The 11,971-nt window shown below is 64.5% G+C and carries 10 protein-coding genes; 2 read left to right on the top strand and 8 right to left on the bottom strand.

The window, feature by feature from the left end; genetic code table 11:
* Positions 1–3: 3 nt before the first annotated feature.
* A complete protein-coding gene (locus tag BMW74_RS17365; protein WP_093424106.1) occupies positions 4–1,152 on the top strand; it encodes an acyl-CoA dehydrogenase family protein in 1,149 nt (382 codons plus the stop codon).
* Between the two features lie 397 nt (positions 1,153–1,549).
* Here the strand turns inward: BMW74_RS17365 and BMW74_RS17360 are convergent, their stop codons facing one another.
* From BMW74_RS17360 to BMW74_RS17325, 8 genes are all read right to left on the bottom strand, one after another.
* A complete protein-coding gene (locus BMW74_RS17360; protein WP_093424102.1) occupies positions 1,550–2,323 on the bottom strand; it encodes an enoyl-CoA hydratase in 774 nt (257 codons plus the stop codon).
* Between the two features lie 16 nt (positions 2,324–2,339).
* The gene (locus tag BMW74_RS17355; protein ID WP_093424099.1) at positions 2,340–3,467 is read right to left on the bottom strand and encodes an acyl-CoA dehydrogenase; all 1,128 of its coding nucleotides are present in this window, start codon (positions 3,465–3,467) and stop codon (positions 2,340–2,342) included.
* Between the two features lie 136 nt (positions 3,468–3,603).
* A complete protein-coding gene (locus BMW74_RS17350) occupies positions 3,604–4,797 on the bottom strand; it encodes an acetyl-CoA C-acyltransferase (RefSeq protein WP_093424095.1) in 1,194 nt (397 codons plus the stop codon).
* Positions 4,798–4,809: 12 nt separating this feature from the next.
* Positions 4,810–5,571, bottom strand: coding sequence for an SDR family NAD(P)-dependent oxidoreductase (locus BMW74_RS17345; protein ID WP_093424092.1), 762 nt, complete (start codon positions 5,569–5,571; stop codon positions 4,810–4,812).
* Between the two features lie 16 nt (positions 5,572–5,587).
* A complete protein-coding gene (locus BMW74_RS17340; RefSeq protein WP_093424614.1) occupies positions 5,588–7,252 on the bottom strand; it encodes an AMP-binding protein in 1,665 nt (554 codons plus the stop codon).
* Positions 7,253–7,493: 241 nt separating this feature from the next.
* Positions 7,494–8,507 carry an AraC family transcriptional regulator gene (locus BMW74_RS17335; protein ID WP_093424611.1) on the bottom strand — a complete coding sequence of 338 codons (1,014 nt, stop codon included), beginning with the start codon at positions 8,505–8,507 and terminating at the stop codon, positions 7,494–7,496.
* 513 nt (positions 8,508–9,020) lie between these two features.
* Positions 9,021–10,058, bottom strand: a complete 1,038-nt coding sequence (locus BMW74_RS17330; protein ID WP_093424089.1) for an alpha/beta hydrolase family protein — start codon at positions 10,056–10,058, stop codon at positions 9,021–9,023.
* Between the two features lie 260 nt (positions 10,059–10,318).
* A complete protein-coding gene (locus BMW74_RS17325; RefSeq protein WP_093424086.1) occupies positions 10,319–10,930 on the bottom strand; it encodes an FMN-dependent NADH-azoreductase in 612 nt (203 codons plus the stop codon).
* A gap of 128 nt (positions 10,931–11,058) precedes the next feature.
* On the opposite strand from BMW74_RS17325, the gene BMW74_RS17320 reads away from it, so the two are divergent.
* Positions 11,059–11,967 carry a LysR substrate-binding domain-containing protein gene (locus BMW74_RS17320; protein ID WP_093424083.1) on the top strand — a complete coding sequence of 303 codons (909 nt, stop codon included), beginning with the start codon at positions 11,059–11,061 and terminating at the stop codon, positions 11,965–11,967.
* The last annotated feature ends 4 nt before the right edge of the window (positions 11,968–11,971 follow it).

Here is an 11,971-nt window from a genome sequence, read left to right as displayed (position 1 = left end):
GCCATGCACGATATCGAGCTGACTGAAGAACAAGTGATGATCCGCGACATGGCCCGCGACTTTGCCCGCGGCGAAATCGCGCCCCACGCACACGCCTGGGAAAAGGCCGGCTGGATCGACGACGCCCTGGTGGCGAAGATGGGTGAACTGGGCCTGCTGGGGATGGTCGTCCCCGAGGAATGGGGTGGCACCTACGTCGACTACGTGGCCTACGCCCTGGCCGTGGAAGAGATCTCCGCCGGCGATGGCGCGACAGGCGCGTTCATGAGCATCCATAACTCGGTGGGCTGCGGGCCGGTGCTCAACTATGGCAGCGACGCGCAAAAGCACACCTGGCTCGCGGACCTGGCCAGCGGCAAGGCCATCGGCTGTTTTTGCCTGACCGAACCCCAGGCCGGCTCCGAAGCCCACAACCTGCGTACCCGCGCCGAGTTGCGCGACGGACAATGGGTGATCAACGGCGCCAAGCAGTTCGTCAGCAACGGCAAGCGCGCCAAGCTGGCCATCGTGTTCGCCGTCACCGACCCGCACCTGGGCAAGAAAGGCCTGTCGGCGTTCCTGGTGCCCACCGACACCCCAGGCTTCATCGTCGACCGCACCGAACACAAAATGGGCATCCGCGCGTCCGACACCTGTGCGGTGACCTTGAGCAACTGCACGATTCCCGAGGCCAACCTGCTGGGCGAACGGGGCAAGGGCCTGGCGATTGCCCTGTCCAACCTCGAAGGCGGGCGCATCGGCATCGCCGCCCAGGCGCTGGGCATTGCCCGTGCGGCGTTCGAGGCCGCGCTGACCTACGCCCGTGAACGGGTGCAGTTCGACAAGCCGATCATCGAACACCAGAGCATCGCCAACCTGCTGGCCGACATGCACACACGCATCAACGCCAGCCGCCTGCTGATCCTCCACGCCGCCCGCCTGCGCAGCGCCGGCAAGCCCTGCCTGTCGGAGGCCTCGCAAGCCAAGCTGTTTGCCTCCGAGATGGCGGAAAAGGTCTGTTCATCGGCGATGCAGATCCACGGCGGCTATGGCTACCTGGAGGATTACCCGGTGGAACGCTACTACCGCGATGCGCGAATCACCCAGATCTATGAAGGGTCGAGCGAGATCCAGCGGATGGTGATTGCCCGGGAACTGAAGCACTACCTTTAATCGCTTCGCGGGCAAGCCTCGCTCCTACGGGGGCCCGTGCTCGCGCCCACAGAGGATCATCGATTTGGTGCTCACTGAGCACCATGTGGGAGCGAGCCTGCTCGCGAAAAGGGTGTGTCAGGCACCGGTTATGGCGCCAGACATGCCGCCTTCGCGGGCAGGCCCGCTCCCACAGTGTTTTGGGTCGTACACGCGTTTGGTGTGCACCCGCAGGACCTTGTGGGAGCGAGCCTGCTCGCGAAAAGGGTGTGTCAGGCGCCGGTTATGGCGCCAGACATGCCGCCTTCGCGGGCAAGCCCGCTCCCACAGTGTTTTGGGTCGTACACGCGGTTGGTGTGCACCCGCAGGACCTTGTGGGAGCGGGCTTGCTCGCGATGGCGTCAGTAGGGGCGCTACATCACTTACCGACAAACTCAGCCGGACGCTTGGCAATGAACGCCGCCATGCCTTCCTTCTGATCCTGGGTGGCGAACGCGGCATGGAACACCCGGCGCTCGAAGCGCACGCCTTCGGACAGGCTGACTTCAAAGGCGCGGTTCACGCTTTCCTTGGTCATCATCACAATCGGCAGCGACTTGCTGGCGATCAGGGCCGCGACTTTCAGCGCCTCATCCAACAACTCATCCGACGGCACGATGCGCGCCACAATGCCGCAACGCTCAGCTTCCACGGCATCGATCAGGCGCCCGCTGAGGCACATTTCCATGGCCTTGGCCTTGCCCACCGCACGGGTCAGGCGCTGGGTGCCGCCCATGCCCGGCAGCACGCCGAGGTTGATTTCCGGCTGGCCGAACTTGGCGTTTTCGCCCGCCAGGATGAAGTCGCACATCAGCGCCAGCTCACAACCGCCGCCCAGGGCAAAGCCGTTGACCGCGGCGATGATCGGCTTGCGGCGGTTGGCCACTCGGTCGCTGTCGCTGAACAGGTCGTCGAGGTAGATCTGCGGATAGCTCAGCTCGGCCATTTCCTTGATGTCGGCACCGGCGGCGAAGGCTTTTTTCGAGCCGGTCAGGACGATACAGCCAATCTGCGGATCGGCTTCCAGGCCGTCGAGGGCGTGGTTCAGTTCGCTGACAATCTGCGCGTTCAGGGCATTGAGCGCCTGTGGCCGGTTCAGGGTGATCAGGCCTACGCGGCCCTGGACTTCCAACAAAATGGTTTGGTAACTCATGTTCAAGCGTTCCTTCTCAAAGATTGCGCGAAATGACCATGCGCTGAATATCACTGGTGCCTTCATAGATCTGGCAAACCCGCACGTCGCGGTAGATCCGCTCCAACGGGAAGTCGCTGAGATAACCGTAACCGCCGAGGGTTTGCAAGGCAGACGAGCAGACTTTCTCCGCCATCTCCGAGGCAAACAGCTTGGCCATCGAGGCTTGCACCAGCGCCGGCTGGCCGCTGTCGCGCAGGGCGGCAGCGTAATGCACCATTTGCCGGGCGACCGCAATCTGGGTGGCCATGTCCGCCAGGCGAAAGGCCACGGCCTGGTGCTCGATGATCGGTTTGCCGAAGCTTTCCCGTTCACGGGCGTAGTCACGGGCCGCCTCGAACGCGGCGCGGGCCATGCCCACCGATTGCGCCGCAATGCCCACGCGGCCACCTTCCAGGTTGGCCAGGGCGATCTTGTAGCCCTCGCCCTCCTCGCCCAGCCGATTGGCTACCGGCACCTTCACGTCCTCGAACAGGATCTGGCAGGTGTCGGACGCATGCTGGCCGAGCTTGTCTTCAACCCGAGCGACCTTATAGCCCGGGGAGTCGGTGGGCACGATAAAGGCGCTGATGCCGCGCTTGCCCGCCGCCGGATCGGTCACCGCGAACACGATCACCACCCCGGCGTTTTGCCCGGAGGTGATGAACTGCTTGCAGCCATTGAGCACGTAATGGTCACCGTCGCGGCGGGCTCGGGTCTTCAGGCCGCTGGCGTCGGAACCGGCCTGGGGCTCGGTCAGGGCGAAGGCGCCGAGCATGGCGCCGCTGGCCAGTGGCGTGAGGAAACGTTGTTTCTGCTCCTCGGTGCCGTACTTGAGGATCGGCACGCAACCCACCGAGTTGTGCACGCTCATGATGGTTGAGCAGGCGCCGTCCCCGGCAGCGATTTCTTCCAGGGCCATGGCGTAGGCCAGGTAGCCGGTGTCGCACCCGCCCCACTGCTCCGGCACCAGCATGCCGAAGAAGCCGAGGTCGGCCATCTCGCCGATGGCTTCCCGGGGGAAGCGATGCTCGCGGTCCCACTCGGCCGCAAAGGGTTTCAAGCGCTCCTGGGCAAACTGCCGGGCGGCTTCGCGGATCTGTTGTTGTTCGTCGTTGGGGAGCATGGGCAGTCCTAAAAAATAATGCAGGTCAAAGGGTGGGAGCGGGCTTGCTCGCGAATGCAACCTGTCAGTCGATATCCGTGTTGACGGGTACACCGCTTTCGCGAGCAAGCCCGCTCCCACCTTGGATCGCGTCCTGTTAGTACAGGCACTCAACCGCCATGGCTGTGGCTTCGCCGCCGCCGATGCAGATCGCCGCGACGCCGCGTTTCAGGCCTTTCTGGCGCAGGGCCGAGAGCAAGGTCACCAGGATCCGCGCACCGGAGGCGCCAATCGGGTGGCCCAGGGCGCAGGCGCCGCCATGCACGTTGACCTTGGCGTGGGGGATCTCCAACTGGGCCATCGTCACCAGGCTGACCACCGCGAACGCTTCGTTGATCTCGAACAGCTCGACCTGATCCAGGGTCCAGCCGGTCTTCTTCATCAAGCGCTTGATCGCCCCGACCGGCGCCACCGGGAACAGGCTGGGCGTGTCGGCAAAGGCGGCGTGACCGTGGATCACCGCCAGGGGCTTGAGCCCGCGTTTTTCGGCTTCACTGCGGCGCATCAGCAGCAAGGCAGCGGCGCCGTCGGAAATCGAGCTGGCGTTGGCGGCGGTCACCGTACCACCGTCGCGGAACGCCGGCTTGAGGCTGGTGATCTTGTCCAGCCGGGCCTTGGGCGGTTGTTCGTCATCGGTGATGAGCTTCTGCTCTTTACCGACCGTCACCGTCAGCGGCACGATCTCGGCCTTAAAGCTGCCGTCCTTGATCGCTTGCTGGGCGCGAGTGGTGGAGGCGATGGCGAAGGCGTCCTGGGCTTCACGGCTGAAACCGTGATCTTGCGCGCAGTCCTCGGCGAAGGTGCCCATCAGGCGGCCCTTGTCGTAGGCGTCTTCCAGGCCATCGAGGAACATATGGTCGATGACCTTGCCGTGGCCCATGCGGTAGCCGCCACGGGCGCGGTCCAGCAGGTACGGGGCGTTGGTCATGCTTTCCATGCCGCCGGCCACTACCACATCGGCGCTGCCGGCCAGCAGCATGTCGTGGGCCAGCATCGTGGCCTCCATGCCCGAGCCGCACATCTTGTTCAGGGTGGTGCAGCGGGTCGACTTGTCCAGCCCGGCACCCAGCGCAGCCTGGCGGGCCGGGGCCTGGCCGAGGCCGGCGGGCAGCACGCAACCGAACAGCACTTCTTCCACCGCCTCTGGGGCGATGCCGGCACGCTCGACGGCGGCGCGGATCGCGGCGGCGCCCAGTTGCGGCGCGGTCAGGCTCTTGAGGTCGCCCTGGAAACCGCCCATGGGCGTGCGGACGGCGCTGACAATGACAATCGGATCGTTGGCGTGGCTCATGATCAAAACTCCTTACTTGGCGGCCATGCGCAAGGCGCCGTCGAGACGGATCACCTCGCCGTTGAGCATGCTGTTCTCAATGATATGCCTGACCAGCGCGGCGTACTCGGATGCTTTGCCCAGGCGCGGTGGGAACGGTACGCCGGCGGCCAGGGAATCGCGGACTTCCTGGGGCATGCCGGCCATCATCGGGGTTTCGAAGATGCCGGGGGCGATGGTCATCACGCGGATACCAAAGCGCGCCAGTTCACGGGCGGCGGGCAAGGTCAGGCTGACAATCGCGCCCTTGGACGCCGCGTAGGCCGCCTGGCCGATCTGCCCGTCGTAGGCAGCCGCCGAAGCGGTGTTGATGATCACCCCGCGCTCGCCCTGCGCATCGGCGTCAGTTTGCGCGATGGCCGCGGCGGCCAGGCGCAGCATGTTGAAGCTGCCGATCAGGTTGACGTTGATCACCTGGCTAAAGCTGGCCAACAGATGCGGACCGTTCTTGCCGAGGATCTTCTCGCCGCGCACGATCCCGGCGCAGTTGACCAACCCGTTCAGGCCGCCAAAGGCTGCCACCGTTGCCTCGACGGCCGCCTGGGCGGCGTCTTCGTTGGCGATGTCGGCCACTACGCTTCGGGCGCCAATCCGCTGGGCCTGGGCCGCGACGGCCTCGGCGTTGAGGTCAACCAGCATCACCTTGGCGCCGGCGCCGACCAACAGCTCAGCGGTGGCCGCGCCCAAGCCTGACGCGCCGCCGGTAACGATAAAAACCTTGTTCTGGATCTGCATCATGGTGTCCTTGGGTTCAAGCGGAAGTCTTGTCGACCGCGGCCTCTTGGGCCTTGGCGATTTCCTGGTTGCGCAAGATAAAGCGCTGCAACTTGCCGCTCGGGGTCTTGGGCAAGTCACTGACAAATTCGATTTCACGGGGATACGAGTGCGCCGCCAGACGCTTGCGCACGTGTTGGCGCAGCTCCTCAGCCAACTCCGGCGAGGCGCGGTACTGCGCGCCGAGCACCACGAACGCCTTCACCAACTCGGTGCGCTCCGGGTCAGGCTTGCCGACCACGGCGGCTTCCACCACCGACGGGTGCTCGATCAGCGCGCTTTCCACATCGAACGGCCCCACGCGGTAGCCGGAGGTGGTGATCACGTCATCGCTGCGCCCGACAAAACTGATGCTGCCGTCCGGGTTCAGCTCCACGGTGTCACCACTGAGGTAGTAGTTACCGACAAACGCCTTGGTCGGCGCGCCTTCATAGCCGGCGAACCAGCACATCGGTGACTGGCTGCGATCGATGGCGAGGATGCCCGGCTCGCCGGCCGGCAGTTCGTTACAGGCATCGTCGAGCACCACGATCCGGTGCCCCGGCGAAGCGAAGCCCGCCGCGCCGACGTGCACCGAGTGCGCCAGGCCGTGGTGGTTGCACAGCACCATGCCCAGTTCGGTCTGGCCGTAGTGGTCGTGGATCACCACGTCCAGGTTGTCGGCGAACCAGCGGATCACTTCCGGGTTCAACGGCTCGCCGGCGCTGCTGACAATCCGCAGCCGGCCCTTGATCGAGCGGGCGAACGCCTCGCCACCGGCAATCAACAGCCGGTACGCGGTCGGTGAGCCGGTGAGGTTGCTGATCGCGTATTTGTTGATCACCCGGCAGGTGCTTTCGAGGGTGAACGGGCCATCGTAGAAAGTGATGGGATGGCCCATGGACAAGGGGCCCGTCACGCCGAAGTAGATGCCGTAGGCCCAGCCCGGATCGGCGAGGTTCCAGAACGCGTCTTCGGGGCGCAGGTCCACGGCATCGCGGGTGTAGCCCTGGAACGCAACGATGGCCTTGAGCGGCACCGACAAGGCTTTCGCCGGGCCGGTGGTGCCCGAGGTGAACATCAGCAGGAACGGGTCGTCGCCCGTCAACAGCACCGGCTCGCATTGATTGGAGTATTGGGCCAGTTCGGCCCAGAAGCTGAAGTCGCCCCGCACGATGCCCTGCCCCTTCGGCCCGCCGACGGTGACGACCGTGGGACAACCGGCGACTTCGGCGAGCTTGGGTCGGTTCACCCCATCGGTCACCACCACGGTGGCGCCGGAGCTGCCCAGGCGGTGCTCGATGGCCTTGGGGCCGAACGCGGTAAACAACGGCTGGTAGACCGCGCCGAGGCGCCAGGTGGCGAGCACCACAATCAGCAGCTCGACATTGCGCGGCAACAGGCCCGCGACCTTGTCGCCCGGCTTCACGCCCTGGGCCTTGAGGAAGTTGGCAAAGCGCGCGGCCTGGTCCTGCAGCTCACTGAAGGTATAGGTGGCGTCGGCGCCATCGCGACCCTCCCAGAACAAGGCAATACGCCCGGGCAAGGCATGCCGGTCGCAGCACTCGACGCACGCGTTGAGCGCCGTCAACGAGCCGGCAAGCGTCGCATCGACGGTGTGCTGATAGTTGAACTGTGAAGTCGCAGACCCGTAATCGCGCATGACCAGCATCCCTCTGTACTTTTTATTGGCGTGGGGGAACCTCGAGAATCCGCGAAATACTGGCGCTGCGGGGCGCGGGGGACAATGGTCAAAGCTTTCAAGTTGCTTGACTGGTTTGGCCAAGCGTCAGGTGTTGTGCTGGCTGGGTGGGCCTCTTCGCGGGCAAGCCTCGCGCCTACAGGGGATTGCCGTTCACAGTGGCAGCGAGACCGGCTTGCAGGCGAAGAACCCAGCCGCTGAATCAGCCAACCTCACTGAGAATCAAGGCCCGGTAATGCCCGGGATTGGACCCCGACCACTTGCGAAACGCCTTGTAGAACGAACTGGTATCGGCAAACCCCAGGCGGGTGGCGATCTCGCTGAAACTGATGGCCGGCTCGGCCAGCCAGACAATCGCCAGCTCCTTGCGCACGCTGTCCTTCAAGCCCTGATAGGTCTGCCCTTCTTCCGCCAGGCGCCGGCGCAGGGTCGACGCCGACATGCACAACTGCTGGGCCAGGCGCTCGGTTTCCGGCCAGTGCTCGGCGTTCAGATGGCGCAAGTCGTGCTTGATCCGGTTCGCCAGGCTCTGCGGATCGCGGTACTTGACCAGGATATTGGCCGGCGCATGGGCCAGGAAACGCTTGAGTTCATCCGTGCTGCGCTTGATCGGCAGATCGAGGCAATCGGCGGCAAAAATCATCCGGGTGCGGGGCCGGTCAAAGCGCAGGTTCTCGGAGAACATCACCTTGTAGTCATCGCAGAAGTCCGGCTCGGCGCAGCGCAACTCGATGGCCAGGATCGGAATCCGCCGCCCCGCCAGCCAGCACGCCACCCCATGGACAATCATCCAGTAGGTGAAATAGGTAAACGCGCGGCGCGGCGCGGCGTCTTCAAGCAGGACAATCTCCGCCAGGCTCTGCTGGCGAACCAGTTGCGCGGGCAGGCGTTCGAGCATCAACGACAAAAACCCCAGGCCCGCCACCAGCCCCGCCGCCAGGGTCGGCTGGGCCATCGCGCATTGGCACAGGAACGCCAGACTGCCGGACTTGAGCCGGCGCGGGTCCATGCCAAAAAACTCATCATCGCCACGCCGGGCCAGCAGACGCCACAATTTGGCATACGCAGCGGCCGGCACCCGGGCCTCGGCCACGTCGAGCACCCCTGGGTCAATCCCAACCTTTTGCAGCACTTGAGCGCTGACAGCACCTGGCGCACATCCCTGCAGCAGGGCTTCGCGTACCAAGTGAATGGAGATGGTGTCTTTTTCCGACATGGCGCGTGGCGGGCCCTGGGTGAATTGGGTCGCCATCTTAGCATTCAGCCAGGACCTGGAGCCGCCGAGAGCGGTGTCCGGTGGCTAGACATGGGTCGAGCGAAGGGCCGTTTTCGCCGGCAAGCCGGTCTCGCTCCCAAAGGGATTGAGGTGCATCAGCAAGAGATTGGCCGGCAATGTGGCCGCCTTCGCGAGCGGGCTCGCTCCCACAGTGTGTCTCCCACAGTGGACCTGGATACATCCACAGGAGACAGATCACCGGAAGGCCACCTTCGCGACGGTGCGGCGATCCGACAAGCCCACGCCCACCCTGGTCCACGGCGAACACACATCCCGTGTCAGGCCCGGATTCCTTGTGGGAGCGGGCCTGCCCGCGAAAGCGGTAAGCCTGACGACATCGATGTTGAATGGGCTGGCCGGTTCGCGGGCAAGCCTCGCTCCTACGGGCTCAACCCAGATTCTTGCTCGCGATGGCGGTGACAAGCGGCATGGCTAAGACAGTTGCTCCCACACCTACTGATCCACCGTCTGCATCCCTGCCCGGTTCGGCTTGGTCAGGGCCTGAGAGAAGAAACGCCCGGCTTCATTGATCAAATGCCGGTGAATATCCTCGCGATCAACACCATCGGCATCAGTACACAACGCCGGCATCGCGTGCAATTGCTCCTCGGTACACGGCGCCATGAACACAAAGTGCCCGGCGCCGGCCAACAGCTTGAAGTCCGGGGGCACGGGCAACTTGCGCGCCAAGGCCTCGGCGTTCTTATCGACGGCCACCAGCGTGTCACCATCGCCGCTGTACAGCAGGACCGGGACATGCACACCGGCCAAGGTCTGCCGGCCGAACTTGAGGCTCAACGGCGCCAGCAACATCAACGCATGTACCCGCGGGTCGGCCACCGGTTGCAAGTCATCGCGGTCGACGATCAATTCACCCTGGGTGTTACAGGCGTCGCGGTCGTCCGGACGCTCCTGGCAATAGCGGCGCAGGCGGTCCAGGTCGGGCGTGGCACCGGACAGGATCAACGCGGTCTCGCCCCCCGCCGAATAACCGATTACCCCGACCTGCTCGGCGTCGACAAAGGGCGACAGCATCGGGTCGGACAGGGTCGCCGTGATCGCTTCGGAGATCTGGATCGGCCGCCCATACAGGTTACTCAGGGTGTTCAAGCGACTGTGGTCCTGGGCGTTATCGCCGGGATGGATCACGGCCACCACCACAAAGCCCTTGCGCGCCAGCGACGTGGCCAGGTCGTGCAAGGCCAGCGGCGTGCCGGTGTTGCCGTGGGACAGCATCAGGATCGGGTAGCGGCCAATGGCGACGCGGGCGTCTTCGGTGGCCTGGATCAGGTAGCCGTCGACCTTGCTGGCGTGTTCGATGCCGGTCGAGGGATAAAAGGCGATGGCGCGCATCGGTTGCAGGTCCAGCGGATCGAGGAAGCTCATCGCGTGGTAGCCGACGCTCCAATGCGGCGGCGGCGCAGGCGCGGCATGCACCGATCCCAGGCTGCCAAGCAGGCAGATCAGTAACAGTGCCCTGAGACGTGACATGGGATGCCCCACCGTATTACCCGATTGAAATAGCCGTTCGCGCCCAATCCCCTGGGATTCAGCGCCGTTGCCCGCAAGGGCTGGCCTGAAGGCTTGCGTAGAACGGCGCCAATAACCTGGGAGTGCATATCCCGGGCCAAGTTTGCCGGGCGTCCTGCTAACGACTGAAACAAAAAAGCTCCGCGCCTTGATCGTTTTACTCTCGATCAACGCGCGGAGCCAGTGGTTGCCGCGTGAACGGCTAACCCTTGAGCAACACCTTAGGCTGCGGCGAACAGTTGCTCGCTGATCTGTGCGTTGGCATCGTTCATCGCCTTGGTGCGAACTTCGTCACCGTAAGCCAGGCCATGGGCACGGACGAACTCGACATCGGTGATCCCCATGAAGCCGAGCATGACTTTCAAGTAGTCTTCGTGCGCCACACCGGTGGCTTGGCCGGCGTGCAGGCCGCCCGAGGTGGAGACCACGATGACTTTCTTGTTGCCGCACAGGCCTTCAGGGCCCGCTTCGGTGTAGCGGAAGGTCTGGCCGGCAACGGCGATGCGGTCGAACCAGGCCTTGAGCTGGGTGGGAATGGTGAAGTTGTACATCGGCGCGGCAATCACCACCGCGTCGGCGGCCAGGAACTCGCTCAGGGCCCGGGCACCGAGGTCGGCTTCGTGCTGTTGCGCGGCATCGCGCAGTTCGGCGCTGGTGCCGGCGGCCACCAGGGTCGCGGCGGAGAAATGGCTGATGGCATCGCTGGCCAGGTCGCGGTAAGTGACCACCACTTCGGAATCGGCGGCTTTCCAGGCCTGGACGACGCGCTGGCTCAATTGACGGGAAGCCGAGTTGTCGCCAAGGATGCTGGAATCAATGTGTAGAAGTTTCATGTGGGCTCTCCAAGTGAGGATCGCCACAGGGCGATCGAGTTGGGACAATCCTACAGGCGAAACCAATAGCTGATTAGTCAGTAAGAATGCGATAGTTCGTCCCACTGATAGGACAGTCGAGCCACGCCATGCAAGACCTCAACGATCTTTTCTACTTCGCCAAGGTGGTCGAAGCCGGTGGTTTCGCCGCCGCCGGGCGGCTGCTGGGCATTCCCAAGTCGCGCCTGTCGCGGCGCATCGCCGAACTGGAAGAGCGCCTGGGCGCCCGCCTGTTGCAGCGCACCACCCGCCAGCTCAAGCTGACCGCCGTGGGTGAACGCTACCTGCGCCACTGCCAGGCCATGCTGCTGGAGGCCGAGATGGCGGACGAAGCCGTCGCCAGCATGTCCAGCGAGCCGCGTGGACGCTTGCGGGTGTCGTGCCCGGTGGGCTTGGCCCATGAGTTCCTGCCCGCGGTGATCAGCAGCTTTCTCGAACGCTTTCCCTTGGTGCAACTGGAGATGCAACTGCTCAATCGCCGGGTCGACCTGGTGACCGAGGGCGTCGATGTGGCCTTGCGGGTTCGTGACCTGGGCGATGAAGACCCGCTCCTGGTAACCCGGCGTCTGCGTCAGGCGCAAATGGTGATGATCGCCACCCCGGCCTTTGCCGCGGCTCATCCAATCAGCGTCCCCGAGGACCTGAAACAGGTGCCGGTGATTGGCGCCCTGGAGGCCGACCGCCTGGTGCATATCCGCATGCTCGATGGCCAGGGCCAGAGCTGCGACCTGGCGCTGGAGGCGCGCCTGGGCATCGACGACTTCATCGTGCGTAAGGCCTGCACCCTCGCCGGCCTTGGCTTCACCCTGCTGCCGATGATGTATTGCGAAGAAGAGTTGCAAGCCGGCACCCTGGTGCAATTGCTGCCCGAGTGGTCGTTACCCGGCGGCTGGTTGCTGGCGGTCTATCCCCATCGACGCGGCTTGCTGCCGGCGGTGCGGGCCTGGATCGACCATCTGACGGAATCATTCAAAGACTGCGGGGACCGCGCGCTATGAAACC

This window comes from Pseudomonas sp. ok272 (genome assembly GCF_900109995.1).
Taxonomy (GTDB): domain Bacteria; phylum Pseudomonadota; class Gammaproteobacteria; order Pseudomonadales; family Pseudomonadaceae; genus Aquipseudomonas.
This window is presented reverse-complemented; position numbering and strand designations above follow the sequence as displayed.

Bases quoted from the DNA above. Each gene is read 5' to 3' on its own strand.
- BMW74_RS17330 (WP_093424089.1), bottom strand. From the start codon at position 10,058: ATGTCACGTCTCAGGGCACTGTTACTGATCTGCCTGCTTGGCAGCCTG.
- BMW74_RS17335 (WP_093424611.1), bottom strand. From the start codon at position 8,507: ATGTCGGAAAAAGACACCATCTCCATTCACTTGGTACGCGAAGCCCTG.
- BMW74_RS17320 (WP_093424083.1), top strand. From the start codon at position 11,059: ATGCAAGACCTCAACGATCTTTTCTACTTCGCCAAGGTGGTCGAAGCC.
- BMW74_RS17365 (WP_093424106.1), top strand. From the start codon at position 4: ATGCACGATATCGAGCTGACTGAAGAACAAGTGATGATCCGCGACATG.
- BMW74_RS17350 (WP_093424095.1), bottom strand. From the start codon at position 4,797: ATGAGCCACGCCAACGATCCGATTGTCATTGTCAGCGCCGTCCGCACG.
- BMW74_RS17340 (WP_093424614.1), bottom strand. From the start codon at position 7,252: ATGCGCGATTACGGGTCTGCGACTTCACAGTTCAACTATCAGCACACC.
- BMW74_RS17360 (WP_093424102.1), bottom strand. From the start codon at position 2,323: ATGAGTTACCAAACCATTTTGTTGGAAGTCCAGGGCCGCGTAGGCCTG.
- BMW74_RS17345 (WP_093424092.1), bottom strand. From the start codon at position 5,571: ATGCAGATCCAGAACAAGGTTTTTATCGTTACCGGCGGCGCGTCAGGC.
- BMW74_RS17325 (WP_093424086.1), bottom strand. From the start codon at position 10,930: ATGAAACTTCTACACATTGATTCCAGCATCCTTGGCGACAACTCGGCT.
- BMW74_RS17355 (WP_093424099.1), bottom strand. From the start codon at position 3,467: ATGCTCCCCAACGACGAACAACAACAGATCCGCGAAGCCGCCCGGCAG.